General features: G+C 53.9%; 19 protein-coding genes and 3 pseudogenes. 10 read left to right on the top strand and 12 right to left on the bottom strand.

What is annotated here, in order from left to right:
- Position 1: 1 nt before the first annotated feature.
- The 7 genes and pseudogenes from ACQ86N_RS39730 to ACQ86N_RS39700 form a co-directional block, all read right to left on the bottom strand.
- Positions 2-1597, bottom strand: coding sequence for a 3-hydroxyacyl-CoA dehydrogenase NAD-binding domain-containing protein (locus ACQ86N_RS39730; RefSeq protein WP_431211861.1), 1596 nt, complete (start codon positions 1595-1597; stop codon positions 2-4).
- 193 nt (positions 1598-1790) lie between these two features.
- Positions 1791-2429 carry a hypothetical protein gene (locus tag ACQ86N_RS39725; protein ID WP_431211860.1) on the bottom strand — a complete coding sequence of 213 codons (639 nt, stop codon included), beginning with the start codon at positions 2427-2429 and terminating at the stop codon, positions 1791-1793.
- A 285-nt stretch (positions 2430-2714) separates the two neighbouring features.
- Positions 2715-2924 (bottom strand): hypothetical protein, encoded by a 210-nt coding sequence (locus ACQ86N_RS39720; protein WP_431211859.1) that lies wholly within the window; start codon positions 2922-2924, stop codon positions 2715-2717.
- A gap of 332 nt (positions 2925-3256) precedes the next feature.
- Complete coding sequence (locus ACQ86N_RS39715) at positions 3257-3451, bottom strand: hypothetical protein (protein ID WP_431211858.1); 195 nt, start codon at positions 3449-3451, stop codon at positions 3257-3259.
- Between the two features lie 166 nt (positions 3452-3617).
- Positions 3618-4037, bottom strand: a complete 420-nt coding sequence (locus ACQ86N_RS39710; RefSeq protein ID WP_431217782.1) for a hypothetical protein — start codon at positions 4035-4037, stop codon at positions 3618-3620.
- Positions 4015-5423, bottom strand: a pseudogene (metG, locus tag ACQ86N_RS39705) (methionine--tRNA ligase). The gene ACQ86N_RS39710 and the pseudogene metG overlap by 23 nt, the downstream one beginning before the upstream one ends.
- A 230-nt stretch (positions 5424-5653) precedes the next feature.
- On the bottom strand, positions 5654-6478 hold the full coding sequence (locus ACQ86N_RS39700) for a hypothetical protein (RefSeq protein WP_431211857.1): 825 nt from the start codon (positions 6476-6478) through the stop codon (positions 5654-5656).
- 224 nt (positions 6479-6702) lie between these two features.
- Here ACQ86N_RS39700 and ACQ86N_RS39695 point away from each other — a divergent pair, with 224 nt between their 5' ends.
- From ACQ86N_RS39695 to ACQ86N_RS39675, 5 genes are all read left to right on the top strand, one after another.
- Positions 6703-7752, top strand: coding sequence for a S66 peptidase family protein (locus ACQ86N_RS39695; RefSeq protein WP_431211856.1), 1050 nt, complete (start codon positions 6703-6705; stop codon positions 7750-7752).
- The gene (locus ACQ86N_RS39690) at positions 7749-8654 is read left to right on the top strand and encodes a S66 peptidase family protein (protein WP_431211855.1); all 906 of its coding nucleotides are present in this window, start codon (positions 7749-7751) and stop codon (positions 8652-8654) included. The genes ACQ86N_RS39695 and ACQ86N_RS39690 overlap by 4 nt, the downstream gene beginning before the upstream one ends.
- Before the next feature lie 194 nt (positions 8655-8848).
- Positions 8849-9760 (top strand): LysR substrate-binding domain-containing protein, encoded by a 912-nt coding sequence (locus tag ACQ86N_RS39685; RefSeq protein ID WP_431211854.1) that lies wholly within the window; start codon positions 8849-8851, stop codon positions 9758-9760.
- 101 nt (positions 9761-9861) lie between these two features.
- Positions 9862-10260 carry an FkbM family methyltransferase gene (locus tag ACQ86N_RS39680; protein WP_431217781.1) on the top strand — a complete coding sequence of 133 codons (399 nt, stop codon included), beginning with the start codon at positions 9862-9864 and terminating at the stop codon, positions 10258-10260.
- On the top strand, positions 10190-10582 hold the full coding sequence (locus ACQ86N_RS39675; RefSeq protein ID WP_431211853.1) for an FkbM family methyltransferase: 393 nt from the start codon (positions 10190-10192) through the stop codon (positions 10580-10582). Before ACQ86N_RS39680 ends, ACQ86N_RS39675 begins: the two co-directional genes overlap by 71 nt.
- Before the next feature lie 33 nt (positions 10583-10615).
- Here ACQ86N_RS39675 and ACQ86N_RS39670 read toward each other — a convergent pair whose 3' ends face one another.
- The 5 genes and pseudogenes from ACQ86N_RS39670 to ACQ86N_RS39650 form a co-directional block, all read right to left on the bottom strand.
- Complete coding sequence (locus tag ACQ86N_RS39670; RefSeq protein ID WP_431211852.1) at positions 10616-11311, bottom strand: alpha/beta hydrolase; 696 nt, start codon at positions 11309-11311, stop codon at positions 10616-10618.
- A 25-nt stretch (positions 11312-11336) separates the two neighbouring features.
- On the bottom strand, positions 11337-12572 hold the full coding sequence (locus tag ACQ86N_RS39665) for a KUP/HAK/KT family potassium transporter (RefSeq protein ID WP_431211851.1): 1236 nt from the start codon (positions 12570-12572) through the stop codon (positions 11337-11339).
- A gap of 10 nt (positions 12573-12582) precedes the next feature.
- Positions 12583-12972: pseudogene (locus ACQ86N_RS39660) on the bottom strand (KUP/HAK/KT family potassium transporter); the annotation flags it as partial.
- Positions 12973-13090: 118 nt separating this feature from the next.
- Positions 13091-13162 (bottom strand): annotated as a pseudogene (locus ACQ86N_RS39655) (hypothetical protein); the annotation flags it as partial.
- A gap of 32 nt (positions 13163-13194) precedes the next feature.
- Entirely contained in the window at positions 13195-13452 is a 258-nt protein-coding gene (locus ACQ86N_RS39650) for a hypothetical protein (RefSeq protein ID WP_431211850.1), read from the bottom strand.
- 122 nt (positions 13453-13574) lie between these two features.
- On the opposite strand from ACQ86N_RS39650, the gene ACQ86N_RS39645 reads away from it, so the two are divergent.
- The 5 genes from ACQ86N_RS39645 to ACQ86N_RS39625 all read left to right on the top strand — a co-directional run bounded on the left by ACQ86N_RS39645 (position 13575) and on the right by ACQ86N_RS39625 (position 17457).
- Positions 13575-13946 (top strand): hypothetical protein, encoded by a 372-nt coding sequence (locus tag ACQ86N_RS39645; RefSeq protein ID WP_431211849.1) that lies wholly within the window; start codon positions 13575-13577, stop codon positions 13944-13946.
- A gap of 65 nt (positions 13947-14011) precedes the next feature.
- Positions 14012-15103: a hypothetical protein gene (locus ACQ86N_RS39640; RefSeq protein ID WP_431211848.1), complete on the top strand. Its 1092-nt coding sequence runs from the start codon at positions 14012-14014 to the stop codon at positions 15101-15103.
- Between the two features lie 8 nt (positions 15104-15111).
- Positions 15112-16092, top strand: a complete 981-nt coding sequence (locus tag ACQ86N_RS39635; RefSeq protein WP_431211847.1) for a DUF6427 family protein — start codon at positions 15112-15114, stop codon at positions 16090-16092.
- Between the two features lie 142 nt (positions 16093-16234).
- Positions 16235-16945, top strand: coding sequence for a phosphoribosylformylglycinamidine synthase subunit PurQ (gene purQ, locus ACQ86N_RS39630; protein WP_431211846.1), 711 nt, complete (start codon positions 16235-16237; stop codon positions 16943-16945).
- 56 nt (positions 16946-17001) lie between these two features.
- On the top strand, positions 17002-17457 hold the full coding sequence (locus tag ACQ86N_RS39625; protein WP_431211845.1) for a protein-disulfide reductase DsbD domain-containing protein: 456 nt from the start codon (positions 17002-17004) through the stop codon (positions 17455-17457).
- The last annotated feature ends 52 nt before the right edge of the window (positions 17458-17509 follow it).

The following is a 17509-nucleotide window of genomic DNA, read 5'->3' as shown; positions in this document are numbered from 1 at the left end:
ATCAGTCCGACATTGGCGCCGGCGCTGAAATTTTGCGCGTCATTGGCGATGACCAGTCCTTTGTATTTTTCTTCCGCTGTACCGATCGATCGCTGGATGCCTTCCAGCACTTCTCCCCGATGGTCCCCATCTTGGTATTCCACTCCAGACCCAGCACTTCGTCTCCAAGATGATACAGGTGACAGGCGCTGTTCTTCCATACCGTTTGTCCCTCGAAATTCTTCATCACCAGGAACGCGGCGCCGCCGGGCAGCGGCTTATACGATTTGCTGGCGACATCATAACACAGGCGCTTGCCGCTGTCTACCTTATAGAAGGTCTTTATTCCCGCGGCCAGCATCTCTTCGACCCAGGGAGCTACTTTAAAACCGGCCTCCTTTATTTTCCTGACCATTGCCTCCACACCAAGAACATCCCAGCTTTCGAATACGCCGATCTCCCAGCCGAATCCGGCCATCATGGCATCGTCTATCCTGTAGAGCTCGTCGGAGATCTCCGGAATGCGAAGCGAGACATAGGAGAACAGCGTGCAGTGAAAGAGCCGGAAAAATTCTCCCGCTTTGTCCGCCCCCTGGGCCAGCATCTTCAGTCTCGTCTTCAGATCGTCCACTGCCTTCGCAGCTTCCACGCTGGCGAATTTCGGTCGCTGGCGCGGGCCATATTCCATCGTCTTCAGGTCGAGCGTAAGGATCTCTTTCTCTCCGCCCTTCCCTTTTGTCTTTTTAAAGAAGCCCTGACCAGTCTTGTCACCCAGCCAGTTGTTGGCTACCATCTTGTCGAGCCAGCCGGGAATGGTAAAGACGTCTTTCTGTTCGTCGTCGGGGCAGTTGGCGGCGATGCCTTTTGCCACTTTGACCAGCGTATCGATACCCACTACGTCTGCCGTGCGGAAGATAGCCGATTTGGGCCGGCCGATCAGCGGGCCCGCCAGCGATTCCACTTCGTCGATCGTCAGACCCAGCTGTTCCTGCAGTCGGAAGATGGCCATGATGCTGAACACTCCGATGCGGTTGGCGATAAAGGCCGGCGTGTCCTTGCAGAGCACCGTCGTCTTGCCTAGATAGAGGTCCCCGTAGTGCAGGAGGAAATCCGTTACCTCCGGACTGGTGTGCGGGGTGGGGATGATCTCGAGCAGCCGCAGATAGCGGGGCGGGTTAAAGAAGTGGGTGCCGCAGAAATGCTTTTTGAAGTCGTCGCTCCGTCCCTCCGCCATGAGGTGGATGGGAATGCCGGAGGTATTGGAAGTGATCAGCGTGCCCGGCTTCCGGTATTTTTCTACTTCCGTGAATAACTGCTGCTTGATGTCCAGTCGTTCAACCACCACCTCGATCACCCAGTCGCAGTCAGCGATATCCTTCAGGTTATCCGTAAAATTTCCCGTCTTTATCCTGCTTGCGACCTCTTTTGTATATACCGGAGAAGGATTGGATTTCAGCGCTGCCGCCAGCGAGTCGTGTACTATCCGGTTGCGGACTGCGGGGTGCTCCAGTGTGAGCTTTTTGGCCGTTTCGGCTTCCGTCAGCGCGGTAGGCGCCATGTCCAGTAACAGGGTTTGCAGGCCGATGCCCGCAAAATGACAGGCGATCCTGGACCCCACTGACGCCGCTGCCCAATACAGCCACTTTCTTAATGATCCGGTTCATATGGTTGAAATTAGTTAGTTAAACAACTATTGATACCGAAGATAGGAAAAATTTCGGTACCCCGACCTGCCTCTCCACCCTCCCCTGAAGAAAAAAGGCCGATGGACAAGCCACCGGCCAGAATCTAAATCAATAAACCGAGTCGTGTTAAAGGATTTTCGAGAGTTTGTCGATTTCGTAATTGTCCGCCTTGTTCAGCTGTTCGTAGCGCTCCCTGATCTGCACTTCCATCAGCTGCCTCGGATAGCTGTCTCCGGTCATATAGCTCACCGTCAGGTATACACCTTTTTCGATGATCATCTTATTACCGCAGATATCCGTCATTAAAAGCCTGTCCTTGTCTTCAAAAGAATTGGGACATTCATATTTATTTTTGATCGAGTTGAATAGAATGCTGTTGGTCTTTTCCGTAAAAGACAGGAAGCTCAGCTGGGAATAGTAGAAGAACCCGTTGATGAAATGAAACTGTATCAGCACTTTCTGGCGGAGCAGCTTCGTCCGGTAGAAAAGTATCTTGTGGTCCTTAAAGTCGTTGATATCTTTTATCTGGAACGAGGGCATCCCGATCTTCCAGATCACTTTCCGGGGATTGGACCCGAACTGTATGTCGTGTGGTGCGATAAGTGTCTTACTCAGGTAGGCGTCGTAATGCTCCTGGGACAACTGGTGGTGTGCAAAGTCCAGATAGTACTGGTTGATGAAACTTCTGTAAAAACTTTCCTTCTCCTGGTAGAACGAACTATATCGGTTATACGGCAGGATCTTGTACTGGAGGGTCTGTTTCATAGCACGACAGGTCGTTTAGATATTAGATTTTTTAAAATACACAGCGTAACCGCAGTGAATGTAGAACATCCGACCAATCGGGAATCGCTGTTTTTTTTGCATTACTGCCCACATAGGATATATTAAGGGTCCCTATACCAATGGGCAATAAGCAAGGATAGTCAACGTTGTCGGGCCTTTCGGGGCCCTGCACTTAATAAAACGATAATAAGTGTCTCTAAGTATCGGGAGGTGGATAACTAAGGGGTAGCACTTATTTTTCGGTCGTTTAGTTAACGACAATTGCTACTTCTCTATTATGCATTGCATAAGAATTACATTGAGCAGCCTGCCCGCGCAGGTGCCCCGGAGGGTGACGCTATCGCCATTGCGCAGCGATAGGTACCGGCCATTATAAACGGAGTCGAGATGGCAGTCGACCAGCGCCCGGCCCGGCGCCCGGCCTTCCAGGGTAATGACATAGTTGCCCGATTCTCGCCGGACGATCTTTTGCACCGCCCCCTCACCGAGAGGATTTTGTAGAGGTAGCGGCTGTCCGACAAGGCCTCGTTGCTATCGAAGGAAGAGGACAGGTCGGCGGCTTTCACCGAAGATCCATCGCCCCTCATCGCGGACCCCGCAGAACGGGAACGACAGGCCAGACCCTCGGATCATCGATCCCGACACCAACACAGCGAGGAGAAGAATACTTATAACGTATTTAGGGCGTTTCGGCATGTCAAACCTCATATACGAAAAAATGCGACCAAAGGATTTGATCCGCAAAACCCGCGAAAGGCACCGCTCGCCCCTCACCGGAAAGACCCGGTTACCCCCGGAGGGTCCCCTCAACTCACACCCGATCCCGGTTCCACTGCCTCGGACGGATTCACAAAATGCAGCTTCCCCGCCTTGTCCTCGGCCATCAGTATCATTCCGTTGCTTTCAATTCCCCTCATCTTCCGGGGCGCGAGGTTGGCGACCACAACGACCTGCCTGCCGATGATCTCCTCCGGCCTGAAGTGCATGGCGATGCCGGACACGATAGTCCTCGTCCCGGTGCCCAGTGTCTACCGCGAGCTTCAGCAGCTTGTCTGCCTTTTCCACTTTTTCTGCGGCAACGATGGTGCCCACCCGCAGGTCTAGCTTCGGCAAAATCGTCATAGACAATGGTTGCCTTTGGTTCGGCCGGCACTACCATGCCTGCGGTCACCTCGGGTACGCTACCAGCCTTCCCCCGGCCTCTGCCGCCTTAGCCGCTGCCGTCTCTGCCGCTTTGGCTGCGGAAGCCGTCTGCAGCTTGGCCACCTGCGCCTTGATCTCGTCATCCTCCAGCTTCCGGAACAACAGCTCCGGCGGCCGCAGGCTATACCCTACACTCAGCAGATTCGTCTTTCCTGCATTCTCCCAGTCGAGCATTTTTTCCACCACCTTCATCATATGCAGCATCTTTTTCGCCGTAAAAGGCAGGAACGGATTGATCAGGATGGCCAGGTTGGCAGTTACCTGGAGGCACACATGGATGCAGTTGTCGATGAGCTGCTGGTTCTCCGGCGTCGTTTCCAGCGTCCGGGCGACGATCCAGGGCTCTTTCTTCTGCATGTATTTATTGGCCTGGTCGGCGAGCATGATCACTTCGAACTGCGCCTCGCGAAAACGGTACTCTTCGATGAAGCTGCCCGACCTTCGTCTTTGTCGCCGCGACTGCAGCGAACATAGCCCTGTCCGTATCATCGAACGTGCCGGAGTGCAGCGGCGGAACCTTACCCTTACACAGCTTGTGCATCAGCACGAAAGTCCGGTTGACGAAATTGCCGAGGTTATCCACGAGTCCGCTCTTGTAAGCATCCTGGTAGCCCTTCCAGGTGAAATCACTGTCTTTGGATTCGGGAGCGATGGTCGTCAGATAATAGCGAAGACTGTCGGCCATCTGCGGGCCGCCGTTTTCTTTATTGATGAAATCGTCGATAAAATCCTGCATTTCCAGTTTCCAGTTGCGGCTGGTGCTCATCTTGTCTCCTTCCAGATTGAGGAACTCGTTTGCCGGGACGTTGTCCGGGAGGATATTCCCGTGCAGCCTGAGCATGATCGGGAAGATGATGCAGTGGAAAACGATATTGTCCTTTCCGATGAAATGGACCAGTTTGGTGTCCTTGTCGTACCAGTAGGGTTTCCAGTCTTTGCCGTTATCGATGGCCCACTGGCGGGTGGCGCTGATATAGCCGATAGGCGCGTCGAACCAGACATACAATACCTTTCCTTCCGCTTCGGGCAGCGGGACTTTTACACCCCAGTCCAGGTCGCGCGTTACGGCACGGGGCTGGAGACCGCCGTCGATCCAGCTCTTGCACTGGCCGACGACACTGGCGCGCCAGTCGTCCTTGTGTTCTTTCAGTATCCATTCCCGAAGGAAGTCTTCGTGCTTGTCGAGGGGCAGGTACCAGTGTTTGGTACTTTTCTTCACCGGTGGCGTACCGCTCAGCGTGCTGTGTGGGTCGATCAGCGCTCGGGGCTCAGTGAACTGCCGCAGTTCTCGCACTGGTCGCCATAGGCGCGTTTATTTCCGCATACCGGACAGGTCCCCACGATATACCGGTCTGCCAGAAAGGTCTTGGCTTCCTCGTCGTAGTATTGTTCGGTTTCCTTCACGATCAGTTCGCCGCGGTCGTTGAGATTGGTAAAGAATTCGCGGCTGGTCTCGTGGTGGATAGGCTCGCTCGTGCGGTGATAGATGTCGAAGGAAATGCCCAGGTCGGCAAAATTTTGCTTGATCAGCTCGTGGTATTTATCGATGATCGCCCGGGGAGTCGTACCTTCTTTCATCGCCTGGATAGGGATGGCCGTTCCGTGTTCGTCGCTGCCGCAAATAAAGGCGACGTCGCGATGCTGCGCCCGGAGATAGCGTACATATATGTCTGCCGGCAGATAGGCGCCCGCCAGATGACCGACGTGTTTCAGGCCGTTGGCGTAGGGCAGTGCTGCCGTGATGAGATATCTTTTAGGTTGATTCGTCATATGAGTAATTCCTTCCGCCACCGGCGGAGCTAAATTTAGTGGGTGCAAAGTTACGCCCTTTGCGGGATGCTGCAAAGACGGCGGCGGCGTCGCGGCCACGGCAGAAGTCCGGCTCGCCGGTCGCCCGTAGTCCCCGCTCCGATGGCCTCCACAAGCCATGCGTCCCCAACGCTCCCCGTCCCCGGCGCTCCCGTCCCCAACGCTCCCCGTCCCCAACGCTCCCCGTCCCCCTACTCTTGTAAATTAAACTCCACCGACGCGTTCTTCCTGTAGTCCGTCGAAAGGAACAGATTATACGTCTTCCCGTGTATCGTCACCTCCATCAGCGCGGTATTCGGCGGCAGCTTCCCCAGATTCTCCGCGAACAGCACCACCCGGTTCACGGGCAGGCTCTTGTCGATGGGTATCAGCAGGACCTTGGCATCCGCCGTCAGCTTGACGTGCTGCACCAGCAGCTGGCCGTTGACAAACAGGCTGACCGAGTCTCCGTCGATCTCCCCGTTGTCATACAGCGCGACCCGGATGGTATCCGTCCCCCGGGCAGGGATAGTCGCTGCTACTTTGGTTTCTCTGTCCAGCAGTTGCCTGGACTCGGTAGAGTCTTTCTTTGGATGGGGCGGCAACATGATCGGGATAAAGGGAGGAGCTTTTTTCTCGAGACGGATCTCCATCTTGCCCGACTTTCCGGTCTGCTGGTTGGTAAACCCCCAGTGACCCTCGAGAATATCCTTCCTCCCCGCCGACCGCCGGTAAAACAGAATATAAAAACCGGGCGAGGGACCCGCTTTCACCTCAGAATTCCGGAAAGGATCACCGCCTTCCACTGCACTGGTGATGGAACTGTCCTCGCGGATCGTAAGGATCGAATCCTTCCCGTAGAAGCGTCCGCTGATGACGATATGACGTATATATTGGTATTCCGGCGAGTACCAGTGGAGTACCCCGCCAATGGAAGAGTCACCCTCCGTGATAGATAAGACTAATTTTTGTTGACTTTCCGACTTGCTGTCGGTGGCAGTCCCCGTCCATTGTCCGGTGAGATCCTGTCCATTCAACCTCTGTCCTATCCCTAATGACAATAACAAGAATAAGAATGCCAATAAAGAACGCATGTACTAAAAGTAGTAATTTTAAGCGGCCGCGATTGTGGCCACCCGAACTGGACAGCGTCCAGTTCCCGACATTAAATGATTTGCGGCAAAAAATAAGTTTCGACCATTTTTTGCCGCAACAATATTAATCCAAAAGTTAAGATGAATCGAAAAACTTTCTCTCTTCGTTGCTGACGCTGGGCGCCGCGGGACCTGCACTCGGCGCACAACCACGGGGCGCCGCCGCACAACTACCCACCGCACCGGCAACAACGAGGGCGCCTTTTCCCCTTATCACTCCTCCCTACCTCAAACCAGGCGACACCATCGGCATTACCTGTCCCGCCGGGAATATCACGCTGAAAGAGATCCAGCCTGCCACCCAGCTGATCGAAAGCTGGGGTTTCAGAATAAGGGTCGGCGATACAGTCGGGAAAAAAGACGCGATCTTTGGCGGAACTGACGATGAAAGGGCGGCGGATTTTCAGAAAATGATCAATGACCCCGGGATCGCAGCGATCCTCTGCGCCCGCGGCGGATACGGCGTCGTACACATCATCGACCGGCTGGATTTTGTCGGCCTGATCCAGCACCCCAAATGGATCATAGGTTTCAGTGATATCACCGTCCTTCTATGCCATATTCATACCAATTTCAATATGGCTTCGGTCCATTCCAAAATGTGCAACAGCTTTCCCGACGACTGGTCAAAAGCTGAGCCCGCCCAGGCGAAATCCATCCTTTCGATCCGCCAGGCACTCGCCGGAGAAAGAATGGAATATTCGGCCACGCCCCATCCGCAAAACCGCGCGGGTCTCGCCGAAGGGATGCTCGTAGGCGGCAATCTGAAGACCATCGAGACCCTGGCCGGAACACCATCCGATATCGACACGACCGGCAAGATCCTCTTCGTGGAAGACACCGGCGAATACCTGTACAGCATCGATCGCATGTTCTGGCACCTGGAGCGAACGGGTCGGCTGAATCGTCTTGCAGGCCTCGTCGTCGGAGGATTTAAAGTAAAGCCCGACGATCCCGGCGAGGAGTTTGTCCGCACGGTCGTCGACATCGTCACCGAAAGGGTAAGGCAGTATTCCTATCCGGTATGTTTTGATTTTCCCGTGGGCCACCAGAAAGAGAACTACGCACTCAAGTACGGCATCCCGCATATTCTCGATACGCGCGACGGCCAGGCCAGGCTGTCCGAAAAATCCGTCAACCTAGCACCCCTGCCATGAAAATCCCTCCCTGCCTGAAACCCGGAGACACCATCGCCATCGTCTGTCCAGCGGGCTATATGCCGGCCGAAAGAGCGGCCATCTGTATTGAGACCCTGCAGACCTGGGGTTACAAGGTCCGCGTCGGCCATACAGTCGGCGGACCCTCGGACAACTATTTCTCCGGTACCGACGACCAACGCCTGGCAGAATTCCAGCAGATGCTCGACGATCCTGATATAACCGCCATCCTCTGCGGACGCGGCGGTTATGGCCTCACCAGGATCATCGACCGCATCGATTTCTCGACCTTCGCGAAGGCCCCGAAATGGATCGCCGGCTTCAGCGACATTACCATTCTTCATACACATATCTGGTCCAACTACAAGATAGTGACCCTGCACTCACCCATGGCCGGGGCCTTCAACGACGGCGGCGCAGACGACGTCTATGTCCGTTCGCTGCGTAAGGCGCTAAATGGCGAAAAAGCAGCCTACGAATGCGCGCCCCATCCCTTCAACCGCACCGGCACAGCGACCGGCCGTCTCGTGGGCGGCAACCTCTCACTGATCGCTCATCTGACAGGCACGGTCTCCGATATGCGTACCAAAGGAAAGATCCTCTTCCTCGAAGACGTCGGCGAATACCGCTACAATATCGACAGAATGCTCCATCAGCTGAAGCGCAGCGGCAAGCTGGACCGCCTCGAAGGACTCGTCATCGGCGGCTTCACCGACTCGAAGGATACGACGCGGCCGTTCGGCGCCACCGTCGAAGAGATCATCCGCGACGTGATCAGCGAATACGACTATCCGGTTTGTTTCGGATTTCCGGTGAGCCATGACCGGGAGAACTATACACTGAAGATAGGAGTGCAGCACACGCTAGACATAACTCCCGAAAAAATAACACTGAAGGAATAAAATAGAGAAGGGGTCGCCCGAAGGCGGCCCTTGCTCATGTGTATGTAGGCATCGACTCGAACTCAACCTGTCTTATCTGAGATAAATCCTTGCTCTTGCTTTCTTCCCAACATAAAGGTCATAACTTTTTTCCGATTGACGTCATCGATTAATTTTATCATCAGATAGGTAGAATCTATTAACTTTGGGTCAATATGACCTTCGTTCAGCTGGAATATATCGTAGCGGTAGACACCTACCGTCATTTCGCCACCGCGGCGGGGCATTGCTTCGTCACACAGCCCACGCTTTCCATGCAGGTCCAAAAACTGGAGGAAGAACTGGGCCTCAAGATCTTCGACCGCAGCAAACAGCCCGTCATTCCCACCGAAGCCGGCAGAGCTATCATCGAACAGGCCAGAAAGATCCTCGGAGAAAAACATATCATCGGCGAGATCGTCCAGGAGAAAAAAGGCGTGCTCACCGGCGAGATCCGCATCGGCATCATCCCGACACTCGCGCCCTATCTCCTGCCCCTGTTCATACAGTCCTTTACGACGAAATATCCGCAAATCAAACTGGTAGTCAACGAAATGACTACCGAAGTGTTAGTGACCCGCCTCCGCGAGGGCCGTATCGACGTAGGGGTCCTCGTGACGCCTCTGCAGGAGAACGGTATCCGCGAACAGGTCCTCTTCTATGAAGAGCTGCTCGTATATGTCTCCCGCAGGAACGCGGCTTATAAGAAGACCTATATGCTCGCCCAGGACATCGACCCGTCGAAACTTTGGCTGCTCGAAGAAGGGCACTGCTTCCGGTCGCAGATAGTCAAGCTCTGCGAGTTGCGGAAGGCCAGCCGCGAGGGAAGTCATTTCGACTACGAGGCCGGCAGCCTGGAGACCCTGCGCCGCATGGTGGAACTCAACGACGGGATCACTATCCTGCCCGAGCTCGGCCGCCATGGACCTGACGGGCAAACAGCAGCAGCTGATCCGGCATTTCAAAAGGCCGGCGCCCATGCGCGAGGTCAGTCTCGTCGTCCATCGGGATTTTGTCAAGCAGCGGCTGGTACAGGCACTTCATCAGGAGATCCTGGCGTCGATTCCCGAGAAAATAAGATTGAATAAGAACCAGAACGTGGTACCGATATAATTAATTAGCTTGCACGCGTATGGCGATCAAAAAGATACTACTCAATGTCTTAGGTGAAAAAAATACCTGAGTTTTTCTGGCCGGTTCCTTCCAGCGCCTCTACCGTACCGGTCTGCTGGGGGCTGAGTATAACGACGTCTATTTTCTCAAACATATTATCCGCCCGGGTGACTACTGCGCCGATATAGGCGCACACCTGGGCTATTTCACCATCGAGCTGAGCCGTCTGGTCGGCGATTCGGGAAAAGTTTTTGCGATCGAGCCGATGAGCGCCTTCCACAATACCCTTCGCCGCCTCATTCAAAAGAAGAATGCCGCCAATGTCACCCTCTACCAGGTCGCACTGGGCGGCAGCGGTGAGTATGTGGAAATGGGCGTGCCCCGCATCGGAGCCATGAAGAAATTTGCTCCATGCCCGCGTCAAAGAGGCCAACCCGCACCTCGAATTCTTCGAGTCCGAAAGAGTAAAGAATGAGTCCGGGGATCGCCTCTTCAGCGAACTGCCCCGTCTGGACTATATCAAATGCGACGTCGAGGGTCTGGAATACCAGGTCTTCGCCACTATGCTGCAGACACTGCAGAAACACCATCCCATCCTGCTCGGCGAGTTCTTCGAAAGAGAACAGCGCATCAAATTCTTCGAGCTGCTGAGTCCCCTCGGCTATAAACCCTATGCCCTCGAACAGGGCAAGTTGGTGCCCCTTGATGTCTACGCCGAAGGACCCGTCGTCTCCCAAAATAATTATTTTGTACCACCACAGCGCGAGGAAAGGCTCCGTCCCTTCTTCAAAGGATAGCCCCGGCGCTACCCCTTCACCCGGCCCCCTCTGTCAAAGGCTTATCACCGAGTCCAGCTTCTGCCTGAACGCCGCTGACCCCGGCTCCAAAACAGTCACCGGCGCTGTCACCTCCTTTAGGTATTCGTTGGTAGGCAAATGGTAGTGCAGCATCTGCTTCACGGGATATAGAAAGAAATAACGCCGCATAACGGATGTCATACTGGAATAAGGCGATTCGAGGATCAGTCGCCGGCAGTCCCTGACGGCCGCCAGCTGTGCCGCGATACCCGTCCCCAATCCCTGACCATAGATGACGATCTGTCCCGGCTGCCACCGGCTGCGCGCGAGCTTGTAAAAGATGAGGGCCTGCTCGTATAGTCTCTTTTCGCTGAGCGTCCCGGTGCTCTTTCCATACCCGGGATAGTCGATCAGCCATAGCTGGTATCCTTTCGCAGTAAATTCAGGAGCGACTCCGACATAATCCCCGTTGTTCCCCCTGCTGTCGTGAAAATACAACACCACACCCCTGGCCGGACTATCCGCTTCAAGTTGCAATACATTAATATTTGTCGTCGCATCATACGGGATATTCAACTCTCTGAATGGTCCGGCAATATTCCACTTCGCCTTCCTATCCACCGTCGTGGGATGAAAGATCAGCCGCTCCTGTCCATAAAACCAGGCAATTCCGACAACACAATATAGCAGGACCAGCACCTTGGCCCAGCGCGTAAAGGATTTCTTCATAACTAACCGCTGATTACTTCTTCAACTATTCCATCCCCGTCCTTTTCAGATTGAAATTGGGCACCGGCGATACGATCAGCGGGAACTTCTCGATCGTAACGTTGGAGGGATCCAGACCAAACCCCCTTTCTTCAGAGAGGCTCAGTTCCTTCAGCCAAAAATACAATTTCATGACCACCCGCTCGAAGAAGGGAAGTTCGTTGTCCTGGCTGAGATATTTTTCCATGACGATGAACTGGAAATCTCCCACGACATTGTTACGCTCCAGCGATTCGTACCGGCTGGTAATATTCACTTCCCGGTTGTTGACAAGGTCTTCCACGACCTTGCGGAACATCAGATTGATCTTTGGTTCGATCCGGAAACCAAGGCGGAACTCGACCCGGATAATATCGTTGGGAATGATATGTTCTACGGAATATTCAGCCGTGTAGGGATCGTCGAGGGTGTCGACGTGGACGAACCAGTAGATATCGGCCCGTTTCGGCTTCTTATTCAGAATGGAGTAGATGATCTTGTGCTCGATTTCCTTCGGGTTGTTGGCGCTGGTCATATAGACCAGATGCGTGGCCGATTTGGCAACCGTCCGGTCGTTGCTGAGCTCCTGTATCTGCGGGATATAGTGCTCCATACGGACGAACTCCACATAGCGGTTCTTGATCTTGCGCGCGCGAAACCAGACGTACATGACCGCGAAAAGTGCCCCGCCTACGATCAGCGTGACAAAGCCACCATGCGGAAATTTCTCCAGATTAGCGGACAGGAAGCTGATTTCGATACTCAGATAGACGCACAGATACAGATAGATCAGCGCGGAATTGGTCCGCCGGGAGATAAGATAGTTGGCGAAAAGGATGGACGTCGCCAGCATACACAGCGTGATAGCCAGTCCGTAGGCCGCTTCCATATGGGCCGAGCTCTGAAAATAGAGGGTGATGCCGCAGCAGCCGATGAACAGCATGAAGTTGATAGCGGGTATATAGGACTGTCCCCTTTCTTCGGTGGGATAGCTGATCCGCAGCTTGGGCCAGAGATTGAGCCGCATACTCTCGCTGATCAGGGTGAACGAGCCGGTGATCAGCGCCTGGCTCGCGATGATGGCAGCAGCCGTGGCGATGATGATACCCGGTATGACAAACCAGGTCGGCATGATATTGTAAAAAGGATTGCCCACGGAAGTGTCGAATATGCGTCCCCTGTACTGGGCAAGTAGCCAGTGCGCCCTGTCCCAGATAGTTGAGGATAAGGCAGAGCTTGACATAGATCCACGAGATACGGATATTGCCCTTGCCGCAGTGGCCGAGGTCGGAATAGAGGGCCTCCGCACCCGTGGTACAAAGGAATACCGCCCCCAGTATCCAGAAGCCCTTGGGATAATAGGTCAGCAGCTGGATGGCATAGTGGGGGCTGAGGGCCTTGAAGATCCCCAGATCGTCCAGGAGATGGCTGCTTCCCAGCACGGCCAGCATACTGAACCAGATGAACATGATGGGGCCGAACAGCTTGCCAATGGACTCCGTGCCGAATTGTTGCAGGAAGAAAAGGATGACCAGAATGCCCAGCACCAGGTAGACGATCGTCGACTGGTCGATATACCGGAAAGCTGGCATCTGCCGCAGACCTTCGATCGCCGAAGTGACGGAGATCGGCGGGGTGATCATGCCGTCTGCGAGCAGCGCAGCGCCGCCGATCATGGCCGGGAAGCACCAGCCACCGCCGCTGCCGGCGCACGAGGGCGTAAAGGGAAAAGATCCCGCCTTCCCCATTGTTGTCGGCTTTAAGGGTCAGCCAGACATATTTCACTGTGGTCTGGAGCGTCAGGGTCCAGATAATACAGGAAAGGGAACCCAGGATCAGGTCTTCTCTGATTACTCTTCCGTGGATTATGGCGTTGAGAACGTAGAGGGGGAGGTCCCGATGTCGCCGTAGATGATGCCCAGTGCAATGATTAGATTTGCTAAACTGACTTTGTTGATCTGATTGCTCACAAACGAGTCTTCTGTTAATAAATAGGCAAAGTTATATGTAAAAAGATGGAAAGGCAAGCTATTTTTAAATGACCTCCTCCCCGCACCGCTGCCGGCCCCCTTCTCCCCCTTCGAACTTCGCCGGAGGATCTTCCCTCCCTCCTTCTCGTTCACTCCCTACGCTACGCTCGGGAACCCCCCAATCCGGCCCTCCCGGCAACCCCAAGTTTAAATCCCTCGTAACAACTAATAGTTAAACTTTTACCTATCTTAGGACTTAAAATGTAGCGGTAACTATGAGCAGACCTCTGTCATTCCTGCTGTTCGCACTCACCCTAACGGTTGCTGTCCAGGTAAAAGCCCAGGTTCAGCAGATCACCTACACCGAGCCTGAGCGGGAGGACGGACGCCGGACCAATTTCGAGATTATCGGGAAGATCAACGATAACTTCCTGGTATTCAAGAATAATAATTCCACAAACGCCATCAGCATCTACGACAGCGATATGAAGCTGCAGCAGAGGGTGCCGCTGTCCTTTCTGCCGGACAAATACATCAACGTCGATTTTGTCGCCTACCCGGAGTTCTGCTACCTCATCTACGAATACCAGAAAAAAGCATCGTCCACTGCGCAGCGGTCAAGCTCGACGGTCAGGCCCGCAAGATAGGGGAGCCCATCGACCTCGACACGACCCAGATCGGTTTCGCCGCCAGCAACAAGATCTATACGACCGTGGTCAGCGAGGACAAACAAAAGATCATGGTCTTTAAGATCAACAGCAAGAACCCCCGCAATTTCCTGTTCACCACCTTTCTTTTTGACGCCAGCCTGCAGCTGCTCGACCGTCACCGTATATATATCCCGATGGAAGAGCGGAACGAGCTGTTTACCGACTTTCAGGTCGACAACGACGGACAGCTGGTATTCGGCAAATACCTGCGCAGCGGCAGCAACGATTACGTATCACGGGTCGCCCTTGTCACCAAGGGGCCGACGGCCGACAGCTTCTCCGTAAAGGACATCGGCGCCGGCGACCGCATCCTCGACGAGATCAAGCTGAAGGTCGACAACACCAATAAACGCTATATCCTCTGCGGCTTCTACTACAAACAGCGGCGGGGAAATATCGAAGGACTCTATTCGGTCATCTGGGACAAGGCGACCAACAGCAGGGTAGAAGAGAAGCTGACCGTATTCAACGACGAGCTGAGAGCCCAGGCCAAGAGCTCCGACGCCAATCTGCGGATGGCCTTCAACGATTTCTTTGTCAAGCACATCATCACGAAGCGGGACGGCGGCTATCTGCTGGTGACGGAGTCCCTGTATACCACCTCCCGCGGGAATATGTTCAACCGCTGGGACTATATGTACAACCCCGCTTTCGGGCCGGGAGGCTTTTACTCCCCGTATTATTATAGTCCGTATTACAATCCCTGGAGCAGGAACTACGGCAACTATGCTACCCGGTTTCACGCCGAGAATATCATGGTCCTTTCTTTCGATGCCCAGAGCAATCTGCAGTGGAGCGCTATCATACCCAAAAGCCAGTTCGATGACGAGACGGAGAACCTGATCTCCCACGAGCTGGTCAATACCGGCGGAGAGCTGCACTTCCTCTTTAATCTCTACGAACGTCGGAATATGCTGCTCAACGACCAGAGTGTTTCCCCCGAGGGTAAGGTTACCCGGTATCCTACGTTGCGGAACCTGGACAGGGGCTACGACTTCATGCCCCGCTACGGCAAACAGGTCAGCAGCTGGGAGACCATTATTCCCTGTCTTTTCAAAAATTATCTGTGCTTTGCCAAAGTTGATTTTAATTAGCTTTGCGCATGATCGGTATTTTTAGACAGAAAACCCCGACTAATGCCCTGTTGCTGGTCTTCTATGCGTTTGTATTAAAATTTCCGCTATTCTTACACCCCGTCGTCCCGGTCCTTCATCCGGAAGATAACTATCTGTATAAGATAATTCTGAACGGCCTCGATACCATATTTCGCGGCGTCCCGGTCTTCTATTCCGTGCTGGCCTTTGTGCTGCTGATCGTCCAGGCGACCCTGTTCGACCGTATCTTCAATCACAATAAAGTATTGCCAAAACCCAATTTCCTGCCGGGGATGTCCTATATCCTCATCACGTCCCTGCTTCCCGACTGGGGGCATTTTTCTGCCCCCCTGCTGATCAATACCATTATGATCTGGGTCTGGTACAGAATGATGGAGCTGTATAACAGCCACAGGCCCGGCACCGCCATTTTCGGTATCGGCATCTGGACGGGTATCGTATCACTGCTATATATACCTGCGATGGCCTTTCTGCTGCTGGTGCTGATGGGGCTGCTGGCCATGCGGCCCTTTCGGATCCGCGAGTGGTTCGTCGGGCTGCTGGGATTTACCTTCCCCTATTATTTCCTCTTTATCTACCTCTACCTCTCCGGGCACTGGAGCTGGTCGAATATCATACCGAAGATCGTTTTTACCGTTCCCGCCCGCCCCTCTTCCATCTGGGTCACCCTCGGCATTGTCTGGCTGATCGTTCCCTTTATGGTCGGCGGGTATTTTGTTCAAAAGAACCTTTCCAAATTCCTGATCCAGATCCGCAAGAGCTGGAGCCTTTTGCTCCTTTTCCTCCTGGTCGCCGTGCTCGTCATCCTCATCAACCGGGTCAACTCGTATGAGAACTGGGTCATCATGGCCGTCCCCTTCGCCGCCTTCCACGCCGCCGCCTACTACTATCCTACCAAAACCCTCGGCCCCAATATCCTGCACTGGATGATCGTGGCCTATATCGTCGCCATGAACTATTTTATCTGAAACCCGGCCGCCCCCACCACCTTCACCAGCGGGCAGGTACCGTTGCCACCCCCTTGTACCTCCTCCCACCCAGGAACCAACGACCTCGGGTTCTCCAAACTCCCAAAAAGCCGTACCTTTGCCCTTCAAACCTACTAAGGATATGAAATTTGGCGTAGTCGTTTTTCCCGGGTCGAATTGTGATCGTGATATGTATGACAGTCTGCTACAGGACCTTGGCCAGGAAGTAGTTATGCTCTGGCATAAGGACACCGACCTGAGCGCCTTCACCACGGAGGACTGCATCGTTCTGCCGGGCGGTTTCTCCTATGGGGACTACCTCCGCTGCGGCGCCATCGCGCGTTTCAGCCCTATTATGCAGAGCGTTACCAAATTCGCAGGCGAAGGCGGTAAGGTCTTCGGCGTCTGCAACGGCTTTCAGGTACTCTGCGAATCGCACCTGCTGCCCGGCGCGCTGCTACGCAATGCCAACCAGCAGTTCATTTCCAAAAACGTCTATCTGCGCGGCGTCGGGGACCAGGGCTGCGCGCTGAAAGTGCCCATCGCCCACGGCGAAGGCCGCTATTATGCAGACGACCTGACCCTGGACCAGCTGGAGGCCAACGGACAGATCATCTATAGGTATACCGACGAGGACGGAAATATTACCGCGGCCGCCAACCCCAACGGTTCCCTGAGAAATATCGCTGGCATCTGTAACGCGACGCGCAACGTATTCGGAATGATGCCGCATCCCGAGCGCGCCTGCTCCGAAGCCCTCGGAAATATCGACGGAAAAACCATCCTGGAAGCGTTATTTATCAACGCCAAAGAGAAACCCGCAGCTAAGAAAGCGGGATTGGTAAATTTTTAGTTTTCTGTAACATTTGGAAACTGAACTTTAGGGTTCTTTATACCTCTAAAAAAAATATGAAAAAATCACTCCTGTTTTGTTTGTCCCTTCTCACCGGCGGTCTAGTCATGGCCCAGTCGAGCAAGGAAGTTTCCTGGTCATATTCGGCGAAGAAGATCGCAGACAAGACCTACGAAGTGCACATGACGGCCACCATCGGCGGCAACTACCATCTCTATGCACAGGACGCCGGCGGCGAAGGACCCATTCCAACGACGTTCACGTTCACCAAAAGCCCCCTTCTGACACTGGACGGACCTGTAAAGGAAAAAGGTCAGATGGTAAAGAAGAACGAGGCTGCCTGGGGACACGACGTAAAATACTACGAGAAGACGGTTGACTTCGTCCAGGTTGTCAAACTCAAGACGAATGTTAAAACCAGTCTGGCAGGCAAGGTCGAATTCATGGTTTGCAACGACCAGCAGTGTCTTCCTCCGGCCGACGTGGACATCAAAGTCAATATAGGAGGATAAAAATGGTTCCGTCGTCTATCTGACGAAAACAATACATTAAAAACGGGTTCTT

The sequence above is a fragment of the Puia sp. P3 genome (genome assembly GCF_050632245.1).
Classification (GTDB): Bacteria; Bacteroidota; Bacteroidia; order Chitinophagales; family Chitinophagaceae; genus Puia.
The sequence above is the reverse complement of the archived record's forward strand: the minus strand, read 5'-3'. Positions and strand labels throughout refer to the sequence as shown.

What these genes read in the sequence shown, in the direction of transcription:
- ACQ86N_RS39645 (WP_431211849.1), top strand. Translation starts at nt 13,575, where the DNA reads ATGAGCAGACCTCTGTCATTCCTGCTGTTCGCACTCACCCTAACGGTT.
- ACQ86N_RS39635 (WP_431211847.1), top strand. Translation starts at nt 15,112, where the DNA reads ATGATCGGTATTTTTAGACAGAAAACCCCGACTAATGCCCTGTTGCTG.
- ACQ86N_RS39665 (WP_431211851.1), bottom strand. Translation starts at nt 12,572, where the DNA reads ATGTCAAGCTCTGCCTTATCCTCAACTATCTGGGACAGGGCGCACTGG.
- ACQ86N_RS39625 (WP_431211845.1), top strand. Translation starts at nt 17,002, where the DNA reads ATGAAAAAATCACTCCTGTTTTGTTTGTCCCTTCTCACCGGCGGTCTA.
- ACQ86N_RS39710 (WP_431217782.1), bottom strand. Translation starts at nt 4,037, where the DNA reads ATGCTCGCCGACCAGGCCAATAAATACATGCAGAAGAAAGAGCCCTGG.
- ACQ86N_RS39670 (WP_431211852.1), bottom strand. Translation starts at nt 11,311, where the DNA reads ATGAAGAAATCCTTTACGCGCTGGGCCAAGGTGCTGGTCCTGCTATAT.
- ACQ86N_RS39725 (WP_431211860.1), bottom strand. Translation starts at nt 2,429, where the DNA reads ATGAAACAGACCCTCCAGTACAAGATCCTGCCGTATAACCGATATAGT.
- purQ (WP_431211846.1), top strand. Translation starts at nt 16,235, where the DNA reads ATGAAATTTGGCGTAGTCGTTTTTCCCGGGTCGAATTGTGATCGTGAT.
- ACQ86N_RS39690 (WP_431211855.1), top strand. Translation starts at nt 7,749, where the DNA reads ATGAAAATCCCTCCCTGCCTGAAACCCGGAGACACCATCGCCATCGTC.
- ACQ86N_RS39685 (WP_431211854.1), top strand. Translation starts at nt 8,849, where the DNA reads ATGACCTTCGTTCAGCTGGAATATATCGTAGCGGTAGACACCTACCGT.